Source organism: Burkholderia sp. AU33545, assembly GCF_020419685.1.
Classification (GTDB): domain Bacteria; phylum Pseudomonadota; class Gammaproteobacteria; order Burkholderiales; family Burkholderiaceae; genus Burkholderia; species Burkholderia diffusa.
The window spans coordinates 103,733-122,207 of sequence record NZ_JAIZRQ010000004.1; the positions used below are offsets into that span (position 1 = coordinate 103,733).

The 18,475-nt window shown below is 68.3% G+C and carries 20 protein-coding genes; 6 read left to right on the top strand and 14 right to left on the bottom strand.

Annotated elements, in window-relative coordinates:
- Positions 1–364 precede the first annotated feature (364 nt).
- The 4 genes from LGM71_RS14330 to LGM71_RS14345 all read right to left on the bottom strand — a co-directional run bounded on the left by LGM71_RS14330 (position 365) and on the right by LGM71_RS14345 (position 2,852).
- Entirely contained in the window at positions 365–802 is a 438-nt protein-coding gene (locus tag LGM71_RS14330) for a hypothetical protein (RefSeq protein WP_059608095.1), read from the bottom strand.
- A gap of 376 nt (positions 803–1,178) precedes the next feature.
- Complete coding sequence (locus tag LGM71_RS14335; RefSeq protein WP_226115198.1) at positions 1,179–1,838, bottom strand: methyltransferase family protein; 660 nt, start codon at positions 1,836–1,838, stop codon at positions 1,179–1,181.
- A 164-nt stretch (positions 1,839–2,002) separates the two neighbouring features.
- A complete protein-coding gene (locus tag LGM71_RS14340; protein ID WP_006760791.1) occupies positions 2,003–2,167 on the bottom strand; it encodes a hypothetical protein in 165 nt (54 codons plus the stop codon).
- Positions 2,168–2,432: 265 nt separating this feature from the next.
- Positions 2,433–2,852: an HIT family protein gene (locus LGM71_RS14345; protein WP_059608093.1), complete on the bottom strand. Its 420-nt coding sequence runs from the start codon at positions 2,850–2,852 to the stop codon at positions 2,433–2,435.
- A gap of 287 nt (positions 2,853–3,139) precedes the next feature.
- Here LGM71_RS14345 and LGM71_RS14350 point away from each other — a divergent pair, with 287 nt between their 5' ends.
- Positions 3,140–4,306 (top strand): hypothetical protein, encoded by a 1,167-nt coding sequence (locus LGM71_RS14350; RefSeq protein ID WP_226115199.1) that lies wholly within the window; start codon positions 3,140–3,142, stop codon positions 4,304–4,306.
- A gap of 193 nt (positions 4,307–4,499) precedes the next feature.
- Positions 4,500–5,903 carry a serine hydrolase domain-containing protein gene (locus tag LGM71_RS14355; RefSeq protein ID WP_226115200.1) on the top strand — a complete coding sequence of 468 codons (1,404 nt, stop codon included), beginning with the start codon at positions 4,500–4,502 and terminating at the stop codon, positions 5,901–5,903.
- Between the two features lie 66 nt (positions 5,904–5,969).
- On the opposite strand, the gene LGM71_RS14360 is transcribed toward LGM71_RS14355, so the two are convergent.
- The 4 genes from LGM71_RS14360 to LGM71_RS14375 form a co-directional block, all read right to left on the bottom strand.
- Positions 5,970–6,593 (bottom strand): glutathione S-transferase family protein, encoded by a 624-nt coding sequence (locus LGM71_RS14360; RefSeq protein WP_059608091.1) that lies wholly within the window; start codon positions 6,591–6,593, stop codon positions 5,970–5,972.
- Positions 6,594–6,734: 141 nt separating this feature from the next.
- Complete coding sequence (locus LGM71_RS14365; RefSeq protein WP_226115201.1) at positions 6,735–7,205, bottom strand: DUF2269 family protein; 471 nt, start codon at positions 7,203–7,205, stop codon at positions 6,735–6,737.
- The gene (locus LGM71_RS14370) at positions 7,202–8,455 is read right to left on the bottom strand and encodes an SDR family oxidoreductase (RefSeq protein ID WP_226115202.1); all 1,254 of its coding nucleotides are present in this window, start codon (positions 8,453–8,455) and stop codon (positions 7,202–7,204) included. Before LGM71_RS14370 ends, LGM71_RS14365 begins: the two co-directional genes overlap by 4 nt.
- A gap of 144 nt (positions 8,456–8,599) precedes the next feature.
- Positions 8,600–9,133 (bottom strand): GbsR/MarR family transcriptional regulator, encoded by a 534-nt coding sequence (locus LGM71_RS14375; RefSeq protein ID WP_006760784.1) that lies wholly within the window; start codon positions 9,131–9,133, stop codon positions 8,600–8,602.
- Between the two features lie 205 nt (positions 9,134–9,338).
- Here LGM71_RS14375 and fabV point away from each other — a divergent pair, with 205 nt between their 5' ends.
- Positions 9,339–10,541, top strand: a complete 1,203-nt coding sequence (gene fabV, locus LGM71_RS14380; protein ID WP_226115203.1) for an enoyl-ACP reductase FabV — start codon at positions 9,339–9,341, stop codon at positions 10,539–10,541.
- A 164-nt stretch (positions 10,542–10,705) separates the two neighbouring features.
- On the opposite strand, the gene LGM71_RS14385 is transcribed toward fabV, so the two are convergent.
- Positions 10,706–11,284 carry a hypothetical protein gene (locus LGM71_RS14385; RefSeq protein ID WP_226115204.1) on the bottom strand — a complete coding sequence of 193 codons (579 nt, stop codon included), beginning with the start codon at positions 11,282–11,284 and terminating at the stop codon, positions 10,706–10,708.
- Between the two features lie 178 nt (positions 11,285–11,462).
- Complete coding sequence (locus tag LGM71_RS14390; protein WP_226115205.1) at positions 11,463–11,993, bottom strand: GNAT family N-acetyltransferase; 531 nt, start codon at positions 11,991–11,993, stop codon at positions 11,463–11,465.
- 196 nt (positions 11,994–12,189) lie between these two features.
- On the opposite strand from LGM71_RS14390, the gene LGM71_RS14395 reads away from it, so the two are divergent.
- The 3 genes from LGM71_RS14395 (at position 12,190) to LGM71_RS14405 (ending at position 13,612) form a co-directional block, all read left to right on the top strand.
- Complete coding sequence (locus LGM71_RS14395; RefSeq protein ID WP_124624388.1) at positions 12,190–12,567, top strand: ArsR/SmtB family transcription factor; 378 nt, start codon at positions 12,190–12,192, stop codon at positions 12,565–12,567.
- Positions 12,530–13,015, top strand: coding sequence for an SRPBCC family protein (locus tag LGM71_RS14400; RefSeq protein WP_226115206.1), 486 nt, complete (start codon positions 12,530–12,532; stop codon positions 13,013–13,015). Before LGM71_RS14395 ends, LGM71_RS14400 begins: the two co-directional genes overlap by 38 nt.
- 120 nt (positions 13,016–13,135) lie before the next feature.
- A complete protein-coding gene (locus LGM71_RS14405) occupies positions 13,136–13,612 on the top strand; it encodes an SRPBCC family protein (RefSeq protein ID WP_226115207.1) in 477 nt (158 codons plus the stop codon).
- 25 nt (positions 13,613–13,637) lie between these two features.
- Here LGM71_RS14405 and LGM71_RS14410 read toward each other — a convergent pair whose 3' ends face one another.
- The 4 genes from LGM71_RS14410 to LGM71_RS14425 form a co-directional block, all read right to left on the bottom strand.
- Positions 13,638–14,762: an amidohydrolase family protein gene (locus tag LGM71_RS14410; RefSeq protein ID WP_226115208.1), complete on the bottom strand. Its 1,125-nt coding sequence runs from the start codon at positions 14,760–14,762 to the stop codon at positions 13,638–13,640.
- 1 nt (position 14,763) lies between these two features.
- Positions 14,764–16,068 carry an MFS transporter gene (locus LGM71_RS14415; protein WP_226115209.1) on the bottom strand — a complete coding sequence of 435 codons (1,305 nt, stop codon included), beginning with the start codon at positions 16,066–16,068 and terminating at the stop codon, positions 14,764–14,766.
- A gap of 85 nt (positions 16,069–16,153) precedes the next feature.
- Positions 16,154–17,449, bottom strand: coding sequence for a CaiB/BaiF CoA transferase family protein (locus LGM71_RS14420; RefSeq protein ID WP_226115210.1), 1,296 nt, complete (start codon positions 17,447–17,449; stop codon positions 16,154–16,156).
- Entirely contained in the window at positions 17,446–18,432 is a 987-nt protein-coding gene (locus tag LGM71_RS14425) for a hydroxymethylglutaryl-CoA lyase (RefSeq protein ID WP_226115211.1), read from the bottom strand. The genes LGM71_RS14420 and LGM71_RS14425 overlap by 4 nt, the downstream gene beginning before the upstream one ends.
- Positions 18,433–18,475 lie beyond the last annotated feature (43 nt).

An 18,475-nucleotide genomic window follows, 5' to 3' on the forward strand; every position in this document is an offset into this window, starting at 1 on the left:
ACTACCCGCCATTGCGCGCGATGGCCCGTGAACGCGTGCCGCGGACACGTCCGCGCATCAGGGAAATCCTGATGACCGGGCGGCAACGCGTCGATCGACGAGTGCGAAATGAGGATGACCGAACCTGCGCGGCTGCATGTCGATGCAACTGGCGATGTCGTCTACAAGCGGGAAAGGTGAAGCGGGAGAGAGCGTGCCAACCCATCGAGCGGGGTCGGGCATGGACTGCCGGAGAGGGTGAAGGGCCGCCGGTCTTGCCGGCGACGGCGGCCCGGCTGAGGCCGCCGGGCCGGCTGTCGGATCGGGTGCCGACGTGCCGGGCGCGCCGGTGCGCAAGCCGCGCACCGTGCCGCGCCCGCGGCGATCAGTCCCAGTCGCGGTGGTGGCGATGCTTGCGGTGACGATAACCGCGATCGCCGTGATCGCGTTCGTACGAGCTGCGCGACATGTTGCCGCCCAGCGCCGCGCCCGCGCCACCGCCGACGGCCGCGCCCAGCAGACCGCCCGTGCGGCCGCCCATTGCGTTGCCGGCTGCAGTGCCTGCGCCGCCGCCGAGGGCGCCGCCGATGATTGCGCCGGTGCGCTCGCGACGGTTCGACGTCACGGCACCACCCGCGCCGCCGCCGATCGCGCCGCCGATGACGGAGCCGGTGCTGCCACCGACCGCGCCACCGACCGCTGCGCCGGCAACCCCGCCGAGCGCGCCGCCAAGCGCATTGTTCAGGTCACCGGCCATTGCCGGCAGTGCGGTCGCGCCGGTCAACGCGGCGACGACGAGAGCGGGGGCGATTTTCTTCCACATTCCCGTATTCTTCCTTGTTCGCAATCTGGTTATCGAAAGTCCGCTCGATACGACGATCTGAATCGATCGACGTCGATGCCGGCATTGTGCCGAATCCCGGACCAATTCATTTCAATGAGCTTGCGGCGAAGAATAGCACCGGTCGAGCCGGCTTGCCGTCGACATTCTGGTAACAAGTTGTTTACCGGAAGAGGACCGGAAAAGGTTGCCGGAAACCGCCGCCAAAGCACGCCGGCAGGGGCTCCGGCCATGGTCAAGCCCCGTTTTTCGGCAATGCCGAACGTGCCCGTCGCGCGGGTTCGGACACACGTGGCAACACATCGGAGGCGCGCCGCGAGCCGGCGGCATCGCCCGGGTCGTTCGGGCCATACGAGGGTCAGTACACACCCGGAATCAGCCGCCAGGTGTGCGCGCAGTACGCGTCGTATTCGGCGCCGAATTGCGCGCGCAGCAGCGCCTCCTCGGAACGGATGCGCGCGACGAGCGGGATCATCGTCAACGCGACGAGCAGCAGCCCGACGCCCGAGCGGAACGCCAACGCCCAGCCGGCCGCATTGACGAGCAGGCCGAGATAGCTCGGGTTGCGGATCCTGCGATAGATGCCGTCCGTCACCAGCGTATGGCCGGGCTGGATCGCGACGAGCCCGCTGAAGCGCTTGCCGAGCACGAACACGGGCCAGATGCGCAGCACGCCGCCCGCGACGTACAGCACGACGCCGATCCAGCGCACCGTGGCGCCGCTGAAGGTCCACACGTCGAGCCGGTCGGTCAGCGCCGGCACATACGCGAGCAGCAACCCGCTGGCGCCGAAGGCCGCGAGCACCCAGCGATTGTCGCGGTTCTCGCGCTCGCCGGCGCTCAGGTTGCCCTCGGTCAACAACGCGACAGCGGCCAGCGCGAGCGTTGCGACGGCGATGACGGTCAGTTGCGGATGCGAGAAGAAGGCGGCAAACCCACCGATGCCGAGCACGGCGAGCCCGAGATAGACGAGCGTGGAGACGCTCGCAGCGATTGCGAACTTGCGCGTAACGGCCATGGCTTGCCTCGCCGGAGGGGGCTTTCCTGTGAAGTATAGGAACCCGGGCGGGCGATGCGCACGCGAGCCGTCATGCGGCGCGCGAGTTTTCCCTGCGAGAGGCGGCGGCGCGTCGAACGACGCGCTCGATCGACGTGCGGGCGGCGCCCGCGGCCGCCGCCCGGTCAGCGAATGCGGAAGTTGCCGCCGATTCCGACGCTGACCGGCGGTGCGTAATAGGCCGGCGCATAGCCGTAGTAGGCCGGCGCGGGCGCGTAGCCGTAAGGCGGCGCGACATAGCAGCCGGACAGGCCGCCGATCAGCGCAAACGTGATGAGAACTTTGTACATGGCTCGATTCCCGGCAAGAAGGACACGTCGCATCGCGCGAAAGCCGTGCCGTCGCAGCCCTTGACGGCCAGCAGGACGACGCAACCGGCGGCAACCGGCCCGTCCTGTCGCTCGATGCAGCAATGCGCGGAGTCTAGCGCCGGAGCCGCCAGGCCGAGTTTCGCGAGCGGTTACACGTGTTACGTGGTGTGACCGCTGAAACAGGTGCGAACGGCGTCGCCGCGCGCGCCCGCTGGCGCCGCCCGAATCACGAGCCGTCCATGCGTTACACGAAACGCGCGCGGATACGCTCGGCGAGCGATTCGAGCGTGGCCGCGTCGGCGATGTCGCGCGCGTGCATCCGCAGGTCGACGCCTTCCCAGCGCGGAATCACGTGGAAATGCACGTGCGGGACCGTCTGGCCCGCCGCCGCACCGTTGAACTGACCGATGAACACGCCGTCCGGCACGAGCGCCGCGCGCACGGCCGCCGCGACGCGCTGCGTCATGCGGATGCCGGCCGCCGCCGCGTCGCCGGACAGCTCGAAGATCTGCGCGGCCGGCTCCTTCGGGATCACGAGCACGTGACCGTCGGCCTGCGGCATGAGATCCATGATCGCGAGCGTTGCGTCGTCTTCGGCGACCTTCACGCACGGCAGTTCGCCGCGCAGGATCCGGGCGAACGGGTTGTTGTTGTCGTAGGACATGGCGTTTTCCGATTTTGCGATTGCGGTTTGACTGGGAACGATGCCGGACGATTATCGGCCGACGGCGGGTCGGATTTCAACTTGTCAGGCCGTGTCGCGATCGCGGTGAACAATGCATGCCGGCTCGCGTGTCGTGTCGCTCGCCGGGTGGAATATCCGGCCGTCGCCATCCGTTTATTCCGAGTGCGGGTTCGCACGGCAAGACCGCGGATCCGCACCGGACATCCGTCAGCTGCGCAGGACGGCAGCCGGGATGACTGCTCGCGATCACCAACCGGAGTCATGCCATGGATCCTCTCCCCTCCTGTCGTTCGCCCGCCCTCGCCATTCACCCGCCGCTCCTCGCCCACGCCTGTCGCACGATGACGCGCACGCTATGCCGCGCGGCTTGCGGCGCCGGGCTGGTCGCATTGTCGTCGGCTTTCGCGTGGGCCGGCGGTAACGATGCGATCCTGCCGGTCTCGTCGGTCACCGCGTCGACCGTGCCCGCCAACGGCGACGTCAATCCGTACGGCATCGCCTTCGTGCCGCGCGGCGTGCCGAACTGGAGCACGCTCAAACCGGGCGACGTCGTCGTGTCCAACTTCAACGCGGCGTCGAACGCGCAAGGCACCGGCACGACGGTCGTGAAGCTGTCGCCCGGCCAGACGCCGACGACATTCTTCCAGGGCAGCAATCTCGGCCTGACGACCGCGCTCGCGGTGCTGCGCAGCGGCTTCGTGCTGGTCGGCAACGTCCCCGCGCCGGACGGCAAGACCGTCGTGCCTCCGGGCTCGCTGCTCGTCATCGGTCCGCAAGGCAATCTCGTCACGCAACTGTCGAGCAGCACGCTGCTCGACGGACCGTGGGACATGACCGTGATCGACCGCGGCCAGCGCGTGACCGCGTTCGTGTCGAACGTGCTGAACGGGACGGTCGCGCGGATCGAACTGGTGATCGGCAGCGATGGCGTCAGGATGCTGCAAAGCTCGCGCATCATCGCGTCGGGCTACGTGAACCGGACCGATCCCAACGCGCTGGTGGTCGGCCCGACCGGCCTCGCGTACGACCCGAACATCGACGTGCTGTATGTCGCGTCCACCGGCGACAACGCGGTGTTCGCGATCCAGAACGCCGCGTCGACGAATCGCAACGCCGGCGTCGGACGGATGATCTACGCCGACGCAGCGCACCTGCACGGACCGCTCGCACTGGCGCTCGCCCCGAACGGCCATCTCGTGACCGCCAACGGCGACGCGGTCAACCCCGACCCGCAGCAACCGAGCGAGATCGTCGAATTCACGGTGACCGGACGCTTCGTCGCGCAGATGCAGGTCGATACCGTGCCGGGAGCGGCATTCGGCCTCGCGTTCGGGCACGGCAGCAAAGGCCAGCCGGAATTCGCGGCCGTCGACGACAACACGAATACCGCGACGATCTGGACACTGCGTTCGGACGACAACAACGCACAATGACGCACCGCGTGGACGGGCCGAATGCGGCCCGTTCGAACCTGCTCGATCGACACATGCGATTCGCACACGCCGGGCACCATGCCGCCTGATCGACGCCGCCCGGCGTCGCCACTCCCGCGATTGCCACCGCTTGCCCGAACCTGCGACACTGCCGGATCGTTGCCGGCCGGCACGCCACCGAGGACGCTCGCGCATGACGATCCCCTTCAAATCGCTGATCCTGCGCGGCGTCGCCGTCGCGCTCGTCGCCGCGCTCGGCTATACCGGCTACATGCTGTCGCGGCTCGCCCCGATCGCGACGGGTTATGCCGCGAAGGCGCTGTGTTCCGGCGTGTTCGTGTCGGGCCGTCCGGCCGCGTCGGTGATCGATGTCGACATCATGGCCGGCGTGCACCCGCTGCTGAAACTGGTGCGCCCGTCGATCGATCCCGAGCATCATCGTGCCGTCGCAACGTTCGCGGGATTCGCGCAACGCGAGGCGGACTTCCGGCCCGGGCTCGGCTGCACGCTCGCGCTCGGGCCGTCGCCCGGCGTGCTGCCGGCGGCGCTGCCGCCCGTCCCCGATCCGCCGCCCGCGCAGGAAGCGGCGCCGGCCGCACCGCCCGCCGGCATCGACGCACGCAAGCTGCAGGCCGCGCTCGACCGCGCGTTCGATGAACCCGATCCGGCGCGGCCGCGGCGCACCCGCGCGGTCGTCGTGATGTGGCGCGGCCAGGTCATCGCCGAGCGCTATGCGCCCGGCTTCACGGCCGACACGCCGCTACCCGGCTGGTCGATGACGAAGACCGTCACGGCCGCGCTGGCCGGCATGCTCGTCGCGCAGCACAAGCTCTCGCCGGACGCGTCGGCGCTGCTGCCGGAATGGCGCGACAGCGGCGACCCGCGCGCGGCGATCACGCTCGATGAGCTGCTCCGGATGACGAGCGGCCTGCAATTCAACGAGGACTACGACGACCCGCTGTCCGACGTTGCCGTGATGCTGTTCACGCAGCCGGACACCGCGCGCTTCGCGTCGACCAAGCCGCTCGCCGCCCGGCCCGGCACGCAGTGGTACTACTCGAGCGGCACGAGCGCGATCGTCGCGCGTGTGATGCGCGAGGCGATGGGCGGCACCGAGCGCGACTACCTCGCGTTTCCGCGCCGCGCGTTGTTCGCGCCGCTCGGGATGCGCAGCGCCGTGTTCGAACCCGATGCGGCCGGCACGCTCGGCAGCGCGTCGTTCATGTATGCGAGCGCGCGCGACTGGGCGCGCTTCGGGCAGCTTCTGCTGCAGGACGGGGTGTGGGACGGGCAGCGGCGGCTCCCGGAAGGCTGGGTGCGCTACCTGACGCGCGCAACGCCGCTGTCGACGCGCGGAGAATTCGGCGCGCATCTATGGGTCAAGGTGCCGGAGCCGTTCAACGATCGCGATCCGCAGGCGCGCCCACTGCCCGCCGATGCGTTTCATGCGGTCGGCCATGAAGGCCAGTTCGTGAGCGTGGTGCCGAGCCGCGAGCTGGTGGTCGTGCGGCTCGGGCTGTCGCGGCCGGAATCCGCGTGGAATCACGAGGCGTTTCTCGCGCGCGTGCTCGAGGCCGTACCGGCATCCGGCACGTGACGTGCCGCGGGGAGGCAGCGTTGCAGCGGAAGTCACGCCGCCGCGACGCGCGTGAGATGCAATGCGTTACGGGTTCGCGCTGCCCGCGTACTGCTTGAAGCCCTCGCGCGTCGCCAGACGCTCGATGTAGCGCTTCACCGCCGGGAATTCCGGGTGCTCGAACGGCGTGCCGAACCAGCGGTTCACCGACAGGCCGATCGGAATGTCGGCGAGCGTGAAGTGGTCGCCGGCCACGAACGCGCCGGTCGCCTCGAGCTGCGCGTTCAGTATCTGCATGTGCTTCGTCCAGCCCGCGATCGACTGCGCGATCGCCGCCGGGTCCTGGTGATCGGGCGACTTGCGCACGAGGCCGAGGAACGCACCCACCCACGAACGGTTCAGGTCCGTGCCCTGCCAGTCGATCCACTGGTCGACGCGTGCGCGCGCCCGCGGCTCGGCCGGATAGAGCGCGTCGCCGCCATAGCGGTTCGCGAGATAGCGGATGATCGTGTTCGACTCCCACAGCACGAAGTCGTCGTCCTTGATGACCGGCACGAGGCCGTTCGGGTTCAGCGCGAGGTAGGTCGGATCGTTGGTCGTGCGAAAGCCCGCGCCCCAGTCTTCCTGTTCGAACGGCAGGTTGAGTTCGGTGCACAGCCACAGCACCTTGCGAACGTTGATGGACGGGATCTTGCCGAGGATGTGCAGCATGCAGGCTCCTTGTGAGGTCGAATGCGAAGCGTTCGGACCGCGCGAAACGGCCCGAACGCGCTCCTGCCGAAGTTATACACGAGCGCACGGGAATCGACAGGCCGTCAGGCGAAACCGCTGCGCGCGGCCCCGCTGCTTCGCTTACATAGGCTTGACCACCATCAGAAAATACACGCTCAGCATCGCGAAGAACGCCGGATAGCCCAGCAGCTCCCAGCGCTTCGCATAACGCCAGTAGCGCGCCGGCAGCTCGGCATCGCCATTCGCATGCGCGAGCTTCGCCATCGCGGCCAGCTCGATCTGGAGCCACACGACCGGCAGCCAGCACGCGCCCGCGACCGCATACAGCACGATCGACGCGATCAGCCACGGCGTCGCCCACGGCCAGCCGGCCGTATGCGCGAGCCACAGCCCGGACGCGGGCTGGAACAGCACGGCCGGCGTCGTGAACCACCAGTCCGCGCGCACCACGAGGCGCGACACGGCGGCGATCGCCGGCACGGAGCACGTGCGGTTCGCGAAGAACAGGTAGAACGCGGTGCCGAAGCCCGTACCGACCATCAGCACCGAGGACAGGATATGCAGCGTCTTGATCACGAGATAGGTGCTCATGCGTGTTCTTCTTCTGAAAAGAGGATCAACAGGATCGCGAGAATCGGCACGTTCTTCAGCACGGGGCCGAACGGCTCGGCGAGCAGGCCAGGCATCGTGGCCGCGATGACGGCCGAATACGCGACGATCAGCGCGCCTTGCGCGGCCCACAGACGGCGGGACGGCGCGGCGACGGTCGCCACGCCGAACGCGAAGTCCAGCGCGCATGCGCCGTAGAGCGCGATCAGCGCGGGCAGTCCGCTCAGGTGGGCGCGGGCGAGCATAGCGAGGCTGTCGTGCCGCGGATGAATGAACGCGCTGGCGATGGCCGTCCAGATCCAGACGATCGCGAGCGCGCCGAGCAGCAGCGGCCGCCGCCACATCGCGAGCGCATCGCAGCGCAGCGCGGCCGCGTTCGCGCCGATGAAATCGCGCAGCCCGCGCGGCGGCCGGCCAAGCACGGCCGCGAGCGCGGCGGGATCTCCGGTATTGCCGCCGCGCAGCATCGTCCACGTGTCGCGGGTCAGCATCGCGCCCGGCATCGTGCCGAGCAGCGCGGCCGCCGTGCCGACCAGCGGGCTCGGCAGCGCGACGCGCGCCGCCGGCGGGAAACCCAGCGCGGCGCGATAGACGCTCAGCATCTCGCGATACTCGACTTCGTCGGCACCGACCGCGTCGATGACCGGACGGCCGGCCGCCGGCGCATCGACGAGCCGCGCGACGAGCTCGGCGAGATCGTCGACGTGCACGGGGCGCAGCCGCTGATGGCCGCCCGCAGGCAACACGTGCACGGGGAGGCTCGCGAGCATCCGAAAGAACCGGGCGGACGTGCCGGCGGTTCCGTAGACGAGCGCCGGACGCACGATCCGGTAATCGAGCGGCAGCGTCTGCAGGAAGGTGTCGGCCGCGTGCTTGCTGGCGAAATACGGCGTGTCGCCGCGCTCGACGCCCAGCGCCGAGATCTGGATCACGCGTCGCACGCGGGCACGGCAGCATGCGGTGAAGAGCGCGCAGGGCGCCGCGCGATGCACGGTGTCGAACGTCGCATCACGCCGGTCGGCGATGATCCCGACCGCATTGATCACCACGTCGACGCCATCCAGCCGGGCGAGCCACGCGTCGGGATCGACATCCTTCGCGAAGTCGATCGCGACGTCGTGCGCGCCGACCGCATGCCGCACGCCGCGCAGCACGCGATGGCCGCCGGCCTCGAGCCGCGCGCTCAGCGCCCGCCCGATGAAGCCGTTCGCGCCGCAGACGAGGATGTTCATGTCGCACTCCGCGATGCGGAATGCCGGCGGATCGACAGCATGATCTCGTTCATTTTTTCATCCTCTCTGTACAGTTATTTCTGTAACGACAGAAATATTGAATCCAAAAAAAAGCGGGCTGCGTGCCCGCACGTCCGGTGCCGCCTACTTCGACGACTTGCGCCTGACCGTCTGGCTGATCTTCGCGCCGATCCCGAGCGCCTTCATCAGCGTGTCGGGCTTGAGCCGCAGCATCTCGTCCGACCAGGTCGTGAGCGTCTCGACGAACTGCAGCGTGTCGCGAATGCGCTGTTCGGTTTCGCGGCTCTCGTCGGCGATCTCGGGGCTCGTCAGACAATCGCGCAGCACCGTGAGCGTCGGTTCGATCTCGCGTTGCCGCCGCCCTTCGACGATCAGCTTGAACAGTTCCCAGATGTCGGTCGACGTCTCGAAGTGATCGCGGCGATCACCCAGCACGTGCACGACCTTCGCGAGCCGCCACGCCTGCAACTCCTTCAGGCTCGTGCTGACGTTGGAGCGCGCGACGTTGAGCGTCTCGGCGATCTCGTCGGCCGCGACCGGCCTTCCGGCCAGGTACAGCAGCGCATGAATCTGCGAGACAGTGCGGTTGACGCCCCACCGCGAGCCCATTTCGCCCCAGTGGAGGATGAATCGTTCGGCAATCGGTGTGAGTTCCATGTCGGGAAATTTAGTTTTTTCAGTTATTTCTGTCAAGAGAGAAATATCTGGCCGCTACGCAAATCGCCGCGTCGATGGTCCGACCCCGCGCAACTGCGAATGCCGCCACCGCCCGCGTTTCCCGCCCTGCCCGCCCGCTTCCATTACAATGCGCGGGATTTTTCCGATTTCAGGCCGTCCCCCGCCTTTCTGAATAGAGGTTTCCATGATCATCAAACCGCGCGTGCGTGGCTTCATCTGCGTGACGACTCATCCGGTCGGCTGCGAAGCCAACGTCAAGGAACAGATCGACTACGTGACTTCGCACGGCCCGATCGCCAACGGCCCGAAGAAGGTGCTCGTGATCGGCGCGTCGACGGGCTATGGCCTCGCCGCCCGGATCTCGGCCGCGTTCGGCTCGGGCGCGGACACGCTGGGCGTGTTCTTCGAGCGCGCCGGCAGCGAAACGAAGCCGGGCACCGCCGGCTGGTACAACAGCGCCGCGTTCGAGAAGTTCGCCGCGCAAAAGGGGCTCTATGCGCGCAGCATCAACGGCGACGCATTCTCCGACAAGGTCAAGCAGATCACGATCGACACCATCAAGCAGGATCTCGGCAAGGTCGACCTGGTCGTCTACAGCCTCGCGGCACCGCGCCGCACGCATCCGAAGACGGGCGAAACGATCAGCTCGACGCTGAAGCCGGTCGGCAAGTCGGTCACGTTCCGCGGCCTCGACACCGACAAGGAAGTGATCCGCGAAGTCTCGCTCGAGCCGGCGACGCAGGAAGAGATCGACGGCACCGTCGCCGTGATGGGCGGCGAGGACTGGCAGATGTGGATCGACGCGCTCGCTGAAGCCGGCGTGCTGGCCGACGGCGCGAAGACGACCGCGTTCACGTATCTCGGCGAGCAGATCACGCACGACATCTACTGGAACGGCTCGATCGGCGAAGCGAAGAAGGATCTCGACAAGAAGGTGCTGTCGATCCGCGACAAGCTGGCCGCGCACGGCGGCGATGCCCGCGTGTCGGTGCTCAAGGCCGTCGTCACGCAGGCGAGCTCGGCGATCCCGATGATGCCGCTCTACCTGTCGCTGCTGTTCAAGGTGATGAAGGAAAAGGGCACGCACGAAGGCTGCATCGAGCAGGTGTACGGGCTCCTGAAGGACAGCATGTACGGCGCGACGCCGCACATCGACGACGAAGGCCGCCTGCGCGCGGACTACAAGGAACTCGATCCGCAAGTGCAGGCCGAGGTCGTCGCCATGTGGGACAAGGTGACGAACGAGAATCTGTACGAGATGACCGACTTCGCCGGCTACAAGACCGAGTTCCTGCGCCTGTTCGGCTTCGAGATCGCCGGCGTCGACTACGACGCGGACGTGAACCCGGACGTGAAGATCCCGGGCATCATCGACACCACGGTCTGACGACCGGGCCCGCCGCGCACGACGCGTGGCGGCGGGCCGACTCTCCAGCAGCAAAGCCCGAACGGCGTCACCCCGTGCGGACACGTCCGCCGACAGCGCGGTTCGCACTTGCCGTGCGAGCACGTCGGCGGCGCCATCCGCGGATCGGGCGATCGCGACCCGCGTTATTCCACCGCCCTTGCGGCATCCCACAGCGGCTGTCCGCCCAGCGCCGCATGCCACGCGCCGAAACGCGCGCGCCACGACTCGAACGGCTCCTTCAGCGGATGACGCGGATCGTCGCTGAGCGCATAGGCCATCCCCTCGATCAGCCAGCGCGGCTTGGTCGCCACCGCGAAGTTGCCGAGCACTTCGGCCTGACGATGATGGATCAGCTCGTGCGCAAGAAAGTAGGTCTGCCAGCCGCGCGGCGCGACGATCACGCCGAAATCCCCGAGCGTCAATGCCGCGCGTTCGCCCAGACCGAACATGTCGGCACACTCGCGCGTCGAGCAGAATACGACGCGCGGTGCCTCGCGAAACGGGCCCACGGCCGCCGCCGCGCGCGCATAACCGTCGCGATAGAGCTGCTGCGCGGCGCCGAACTTCGCGGCATCGTCCGTGCAGATGTCCGCGCTGGGGCACGACACGCCGGGAAGCAGCGCGGGCGCGACGATGCGTAGCGGCTTGACGAGCGCATAGGCGGCAATCGGCACCGCGACGAGCAGGCCCGTGAGGGCGAAGGCGACATGGGAGCGTTTCATCGAGGCGGCGATTCCGTTGGCATGGCGGTGGCGTGTTCCAGCACGAATATATCGGAGCGGCGCAGTCGCCGTCCGACATTTTTCCGCTCGGCGTCCAGCGTCCGGCGTCCGGCCCACGGCCCCGCTCCGCCGCACTGCGCGCCGATCGCGAACCGGAGTGCGATCGCATCCAGCCCGGTTACACGAGCTGCTTGTGAAAATACGTCGTCGCGCACAATGCGCCGTCGGGCATCAGCGCGAAGTTCGGCACGACGCCGACGCGCTGCCAGCCGGCCCGCTCGTACAGGCGCTCGGCATCGCCGCCCGTCACGGTGTCGAGCACGAGCACGGTCTTGCCGGCATCGCGCGCGGCTTCGTCGGCAGCCGTCAGCAGCCGCGCCGCGATCCCCTGCCGGCGTGCATGGCGCGACACGAGCATCTTCGCGATGTCCGCGCGATGCGGCTGGTTCTCCGGCTGCGCGGTCACGACCTGAACGGTGCCGACGATCCGGCCGGCGACGTCCTCGGCGATGAGCAGGATGCGCTCGCCGCCCGCGACGCCATCGGCGACGCGCGTCCAGAACGCAACGGCGGTTGAACGCTCGATCGGCAACATGAAACTGACGGACGCGCCGCCCTCGACGCAATCGATCAGCACGTCGGCCAGCGCGTCGATGCGCGCATGCGCTTCGCTCGCATCGAGGCGGCGCACGGTCACGGGTTCGGTCATACCCTCTCCGGTATATCAGGTGGGGCACGCGTTCGGTCGGCGCGCGCCCGGATCGAATGGAACGCCGGCGTGCGGTCGATGCATGCACAACGGCGGCCGGTGCACGGCAACACGGCACCCGGCCCGATTGGCGCGTGTTACCGCCCCATCATGCTACGCGATGAAAAATCCGGCTGAATCGCCTATGCTTAGCCACATGGCTAACTTTCAACCCGGCATCAGCGACGTATTCCACGCACTCGCCGATCCGACACGCTGCGCGATCGTCGGCGCGCTCGGCAATGGCGGGCGGACCGTTTCGGCACTGGCCGCGCCGTTCGACATGGCGCTGCCATCGTTCATGAAGCATCTCGCGGTGCTCGAGCGCAGCGGCCTCGTCACGACCCGGAAGACTGGCCGCTCGCGCACCTGCGAGCTGGTCGCCGGCCGGCTGGCGGAGGCGGAGCAGTGGCTCGCCGCGCAGCGCGCGCACTGGGAAGCGCGCTCCGATCGTCTCGTGGAATTCGTCGAACGCCGTCACCAGGAGGAGCAAGCGCATGTCAGCCAGCCACGTCGACCCCGCCGAAGCCCATGACCTCGTCATCACGCGCACGCTGCGCGCGCCGCGCCACGCACTCTGGCGCGCATGGACCGACCCGGAATTGCTGAAGCAATGGTGGTGCCCGAAACCGTGGACCACCGAAGTGCACGCGTTCGACCTGCGCCCGGGCGGCGCCTTCCACACGTTCATGCGCGGCCCCGACGGCGGCACGAGCGACAATCCCGGCTGCTTCCTCGACATCGTGCCGGAAGCGCGAATCGCATTCACGTCGATGCTCACGGGCGGCTGGCGGCCGCAGGTGCCGTGGCTGGGCTTCACGGCCGTCATCACGATGGCCGACGACGACGCCGGCTGCCGCTACGAGGCGCGCGTGATGCACCCTGATGCCGCCACGCGCGAGCGGCACGAGGCCCTCGGCTTTTTCGATGGCTGGAACATCTGCATCACGCAGCTCGACGAATTCGCGGCCGCGTTGCGCTGAATGCGGCCGCATGCGCGGGCCATTGCATGCGGCCGCGCGCGCGCCTAGGATTCCTGAAGGGCGCATGACCAGACGCCGGCATCCGGCGTGCGCCGTCGTGCGCGTTCCGCGGGAGGCCATATGCTGCACATGCACACGCATTCGACCCGGGTCAGCCGGCACCTGAACGCGCCGCGCGGGTGCGTCTACCGCGCGCTGCTCGATCCGCGCGCCGTCGAACAATGGAAAGTGCCTGACGGCATGACGTGCCGCGTGCACGCATACGACGCGCGCGAAGGCGGCGCGCTGCGCGTGTCGCTGAGCTACGACGCACCTTCGGACGGCACCGGCAAGACCACCGCGCACACCGACACCTATCACGGCCGCTTCGTGACGCTCGTGCCGGACCAGAAGATCGTCGAAATCGACGTGTTCGAAACCGACGATCCGATGCTGCGCGGCGCGATGACGGTCACGATCATGCTGTCCGACGAAGCAGGCGGCACACGCATCGATGCGGTACATGACGGTGTGCCGCCCGGCGTGCCGGCCGCCGACAACGAAGCCGGCTGGCAAATGGCGCTCGCCCGGCTGGCCGCGTTGGTCGAGACGGGCTAGCGCGAGGCGACGGGCGCAGGACGCATCAGCCGAGCCGGTACGCGCGCGTGACGGTCCCGCGGAACAGCGCATCGCGCTCGCTCGGGCCCGCATGCGCGGTCAACCGCTTGAACGCGTTCCAGCCGTTCACGTACGAATACGAACCCTTGTCGACCGGGAAATTGCTCTCGAACATGCAGCGCTCGGCGCCGAACGCCTCGATGCACGTGAGCATCCACGGCTTCCATGCGTCGGCGAGCTGTTCGGACGACGGCGGCCGCGCGCCCTTCTCAAAATCGAAGCCGTTGATCCGCATGCCGAGGCCACCGACCTTCACGAATACGTTCGGCAGCCGGGCAAGTTCGCGCATCGATGTCCGCCAGCGCTCGAAGACTTCCGGCCGCTTGTCCGCATAGCTCGCGATCCGCACGACGCCGCCACAGTGATTGACGACGATCCGCGTATCGGGGTTCGCCTTCGCGAGATCGAACAACTCCGGCAACTGAGGAAAGAACAGCCACGCGTCGTACGACAACCCGAGCGGCGCGAGCTGCGCGACGCCGGCCCGGTACGCGGGATCGAGCAGCAGCCCGCGCGGCACCGCCGACAACGGGTTGGCGAGCGACGGGTCGGCATCCCACGTGCTCAGGTGCCGCACGCCGCGAAAGCGTCCGCGCCCCGCATCGAGATGCGCTTCGAGCACGTCGCGCACGCGTGCGCCGAGCCGCAGGTCCGCATGCCCGACGATGCCTTTCGCGACGGCCGGACCGCTTCGCTGCAGCGGCTCCGTCGCGCCGGCCACGTATGCCGTCTCGCCGACAGGCTTCAGTTCGACCGGCCCGGCATCGCGATAGCGCGTCAGCGCCTGCATGTAGACGGAGGCCTGGATGTTGTGTCCGGCGCGCGCATCCTGAAGATAGTCGTCGAGCATGTAGATCCAGCCCGGCCGCTCGTAGAAGTGATGGTGCGCATCGACGATCGGCAGATCCGGTTCGAGCGCGGGCTCGAGCGCCGAGGCAAGCCAGTCGTTGCGCACCGCGAGATAGTTGCTTTGCGTCGTCATGCGGGAAGCTCCGTTTTCAGCCGGCGCGCGCATCTCGGCACATGCGGGCAGTGCGAGCGATGCGGCGGCCGCACCGAGCAAGCGGCGTCGTTTGATCGAGATGGCCATGTCATTCGCTCCGGTCGAACGCGTACAGCGACAGCGTCAGCAGCGTCGTGAGCGCCAGCACGATCGCGAGGCCGAGCATCCCGGCCGTGAAGGTGCCGAAGCTGTCCTTCAGGTAGCCGACCAGATACGGGCCCGCGAATCCGCCGAGCGCGCCGATCGAATTGATCAGCGCGAGTCCGCCGGCCGCGGCCTCGCCGGACAGGAAGCGCGAAGGCAGCGTATAGAAGATCGTGCGTCCGGCAATCGTGCCGACCAGCGCGAGCGTGATGCCGACGAGCGCCGGCCCGAGCGTCAGGAAATGGGTCGACACGCCGAGCGCCACCGCGCCGATGGCGAGACCGATCGCGAGGTTCGCGATCGGGCCGCCGCGCCGGTCCACCCGCTTCGCCCACCACAGCAGCGCGATCGTCGCGAAGAAGTAAGGCACCGCGGACAGCCAGCCGGTCTGCATCGTCGACATCCCGTGCGCCTTCAGCATCTGCGGCAGCCAGATGCCGATGCCGTACGAGCCCATCGTGAAGCCGAACGAGATCAGCGCGAGCAGGTACACGCGCACGTCGCGCAACGCGACGCCGAAACGCTTCTTGCGGCCGGCGGCGCCTTCGCGCTCGAACGCGCTCTGCAGTGCGGCGCGCTCGTCGTCCGACAGCCAGGCGGCCGTGGCCGGGGAATCGGACAGCAGCTTCAGGACGAGAAAGCCGAGCGCGCACGCGGGCAGCCCTTCGACGATGAACATCCACTTCCAGCCCGCGAGACCGAGCGCGCCGTCCAGCTGCAGCAGCCACGTCGACAGCGGACCGCCGATCAGCGACGACAGCGGCGTCGACACGGTGAACCACGCGAGCACGCGCGTGCGGTAACTCGCCGGAAACCACACGGCGAGGAAAAAGATCACGCCCGGGAAAAAACCGGCCTCGCCGATGCCGAGCAGCAGCCGGATCACATAGAAACTGGCCGGGCCCGCCGCGAGCGCGGTCGCCGCCGCGATCAATCCCCACGTGATCATGATGCGAGCCAGCCAGCGCCGCGCACCGAAGCGGTACAGCGCGAGATTGCTCGGTACTTCGAACAGGCAATAGCCGGCGAACATGATCCCCGCGCCCCAGCCGAACTGCGTGGCGGTCAAGCCGAGATCGCGGTTCATCGTCAGCGCCGCGAACCCGACGCTCGTGCGGTCGAGATAGTTGAAGAAATACGCGAGCGCGAGCAGCGGAATGAAGCGCCATGCGGCCTTGCGCACGGCCCGTTGCTCGATCGTCGCGTCGGTCTCGCGATCGGCGGCCAGCGCCGGGGAAGCGGATGTCATGGTTGTCTCCGTGGATGCGGCGGTCCGCGCCCGCACGATCGCGCGGCCGGGATGCCCTTTGTTCGTTCGATGGATCGCGGCGGCGCTACGCGCTCGCCACTTCGTTCGGCGACGGCACATCGCCCGGCATGGCCGGCGGTTGATCGTGCGCGCCGTGCGCGTGCCGCCCCGCGACGACGCCGGCTTCGATCAGCGCCCGCGCGTCGTCCGGCGTATAGCCGAGCTCGCCGAGCAGCGCACTGGTGTCCTGGCCGAGCGCGGGCGGCGCCGAGCGCAGCCGCAGGCGCTCGCCCGCGAGCGTGAGCGGCAGCATCGCGGTGCGCGTGGCGACCGGGCGGCCGGCGCTGCTCGCATCGGCCGGCAGCGTCACGGCTTCGAGGCCGCCCGTCGCCAGCAGATGCGGATCGTCGAACAAGTCCTGCGGCTTCGTGATCGGCGCATACGGCAGGCCGATCGATTCGAAGATCGCGCCGATCTCCGCAGCCGAATGCGCGGCGAGCCGCGCACGCAGTTCGGGCAGCAGCCAGTCGCGGGCCTGCACGCGAAGGTTGTTCGTTGCGAGGCGCGCATCGTCCTTCAGCGCGGCGAAACCGAACGCGTCGCAGAACAGCGCCCACTGCGTGTCCGACACCACCGCAAGAAAGATCTGTTCGTTATCCTTGACGGAGAACACGTCATAGACCGCCCATGCGGAGATCCGGCTCGGCATCGGCGACGCGGCCTGCCCCGTCACCGCGAACTGCATCATGTGCTGCGCGACGAGGAACACGTTGTTCTCGAACAGCGAGCTCTGCACCTGCTGCCCGCGGCCGGTGCGTTCGCGCTGCGCGAGCGCGGCCATCGCGCCGATCGCGCCGAACATCCCGCCCATGATGTCGTTCACGCTCGACCCCGCACGCAGCGGCCGTCCTTCGGGGCCCGTCATGTACGCGAGGCCGCCCATCATCTGCACGACTTCGTCGAGCGCGGTGCGATGTTCGTACGGGCCCGGCAGGAAGCCCTTGTGCGACACGTACACCAGGCGCGGATTCAGCGAGGACAGCGCGGGATAACCGAGGCCGAGCCGGTCCATCGTGCCGCTCTTGAAGTTCTCGCTGAACACGTCCGCCGTCGCGACGAGCCGCCGCACGATCTCGAGCCCGCGCGGATCCTTCACGTCGACCGCCATGCTCTTCTTGTTGCGGTTGAACATTCCGAAGAAACCCGCGCCGGAACCGCGCAACGCACGCGTGCTGTCGCCCGCGATCGGTTCGATCTTGATGACTTCCGCACCGAGATCCGCGAGCAGCATGCCGCAGGTCGGGCCCATCACCATGTGCGTCATCTCGATCACGCGCACGCCTTCGTACGGCAGCGGCGAAGCCGGTTGGCGATCGTTCATTGCGCGACTCCGGTCAGGCAGCCTTCCGGCTGGGCCGCGGTCGGCGCACGGCCGTCCGCATAATGAAAACCCTTCGGCAACCCCGCGTCCGGCACGTGGCCGTACAGCGCCTCGGCCGGCAGCGCCGCCTGCAGGATCGCGCGCGCGGCGAGCAGCGCGTCGACGTCGATGCCCGTGTCGTACCCCATCGACTCCAGCAGGAACACCAGGTCCTCGGTCACGACGTTGCCGGTCGCGCCGGGCGCATACGGGCAACCGCCCAGGCCGCCGAGGCTCGCGTCGAGCGTCGTCACGCCTGCGTCGAGCGCCGCGACGACGTTGGCGAGCCCCTGCCCGCGCGTGTTGTGGAAGTGCGCGCCGCCGGCCTTGCCGCCGACTTCGCGCCGCAGGCGCATGAACAGCCGGCGCACCTGAGCCGGGTTCGCGTAGCCGCTCGTATCGGACAGGCCGATCTCGTCGACGCCGCATTCGGCCATCGCGACGGCCATCGCGATCGTCTCGTCGTCGGCGACCGCGCCGGCGATCGTGCAGCCGAACGCCACCGACACGCCCGCCTCGATCTGCACCGACGGAAAACGCGCATCGCGCAGCGCGACGATCGCGCGCACTTCGTCGATCATCTGCGCCGGCGTCTTGCGGATGTTCGCGAGCGAGTGCGCTTCGGTCACCGATACCGGCAACGTCAGCTTGTGAACCCCCGCGTCGAACGCGCTTTCGGCGCCCCGCAGGTTCGGCGCGAGCGCGGCGACGTGCAGCCCCGGAATCGAGAGCGCATGGGCAACGACTTCCCGCACGTCGGCCATCTGCGGCAACAGCCGCGCGGGCACGAACGACCCGACCTCGATCTCGCGCAGCCCGGCTTCGGCGAGCGCGGTGATCCAACGCAACTTGTCGGCCGTCGGCATCACGGCCTTGATGCTCTGCAGGCCGTCACGCGGACCGACCTCGCTGACCAGCACCTTCGGACTTTCGGAAACACGCATTCGACACCTCAAAGTTCTATCTGAAAGAACATCGTTCTGTTTG

Bases quoted from the DNA above. Each gene is read 5' to 3' on its own strand.
- LGM71_RS14330 (WP_059608095.1), bottom strand. From the start codon at position 802: ATGTGGAAGAAAATCGCCCCCGCTCTCGTCGTCGCCGCGTTGACCGGC.
- LGM71_RS14335 (WP_226115198.1), bottom strand. From the start codon at position 1,838: ATGGCCGTTACGCGCAAGTTCGCAATCGCTGCGAGCGTCTCCACGCTC.
- LGM71_RS14340 (WP_006760791.1), bottom strand. From the start codon at position 2,167: ATGTACAAAGTTCTCATCACGTTTGCGCTGATCGGCGGCCTGTCCGGC.
- LGM71_RS14345 (WP_059608093.1), bottom strand. From the start codon at position 2,852: ATGTCCTACGACAACAACAACCCGTTCGCCCGGATCCTGCGCGGCGAA.
- LGM71_RS14350 (WP_226115199.1), top strand. From the start codon at position 3,140: ATGGATCCTCTCCCCTCCTGTCGTTCGCCCGCCCTCGCCATTCACCCG.
- LGM71_RS14355 (WP_226115200.1), top strand. From the start codon at position 4,500: ATGACGATCCCCTTCAAATCGCTGATCCTGCGCGGCGTCGCCGTCGCG.
- LGM71_RS14360 (WP_059608091.1), bottom strand. From the start codon at position 6,593: ATGCTGCACATCCTCGGCAAGATCCCGTCCATCAACGTTCGCAAGGTG.
- LGM71_RS14365 (WP_226115201.1), bottom strand. From the start codon at position 7,205: ATGAGCACCTATCTCGTGATCAAGACGCTGCATATCCTGTCCTCGGTG.
- LGM71_RS14370 (WP_226115202.1), bottom strand. From the start codon at position 8,455: ATGAACATCCTCGTCTGCGGCGCGAACGGCTTCATCGGGCGGGCGCTG.
- LGM71_RS14375 (WP_006760784.1), bottom strand. From the start codon at position 9,133: ATGGAACTCACACCGATTGCCGAACGATTCATCCTCCACTGGGGCGAA.
- fabV (WP_226115203.1), top strand. From the start codon at position 9,339: ATGATCATCAAACCGCGCGTGCGTGGCTTCATCTGCGTGACGACTCAT.
- LGM71_RS14385 (WP_226115204.1), bottom strand. From the start codon at position 11,284: ATGAAACGCTCCCATGTCGCCTTCGCCCTCACGGGCCTGCTCGTCGCG.
- LGM71_RS14390 (WP_226115205.1), bottom strand. From the start codon at position 11,993: ATGACCGAACCCGTGACCGTGCGCCGCCTCGATGCGAGCGAAGCGCAT.
- LGM71_RS14395 (WP_124624388.1), top strand. From the start codon at position 12,190: ATGGCTAACTTTCAACCCGGCATCAGCGACGTATTCCACGCACTCGCC.
- LGM71_RS14400 (WP_226115206.1), top strand. From the start codon at position 12,530: ATGTCAGCCAGCCACGTCGACCCCGCCGAAGCCCATGACCTCGTCATC.
- LGM71_RS14405 (WP_226115207.1), top strand. From the start codon at position 13,136: ATGCTGCACATGCACACGCATTCGACCCGGGTCAGCCGGCACCTGAAC.
- LGM71_RS14410 (WP_226115208.1), bottom strand. From the start codon at position 14,762: ATGGCCATCTCGATCAAACGACGCCGCTTGCTCGGTGCGGCCGCCGCA.
- LGM71_RS14415 (WP_226115209.1), bottom strand. From the start codon at position 16,068: ATGACATCCGCTTCCCCGGCGCTGGCCGCCGATCGCGAGACCGACGCG.
- LGM71_RS14420 (WP_226115210.1), bottom strand. From the start codon at position 17,449: ATGAACGATCGCCAACCGGCTTCGCCGCTGCCGTACGAAGGCGTGCGC.
- LGM71_RS14425 (WP_226115211.1), bottom strand. From the start codon at position 18,432: ATGCGTGTTTCCGAAAGTCCGAAGGTGCTGGTCAGCGAGGTCGGTCCG.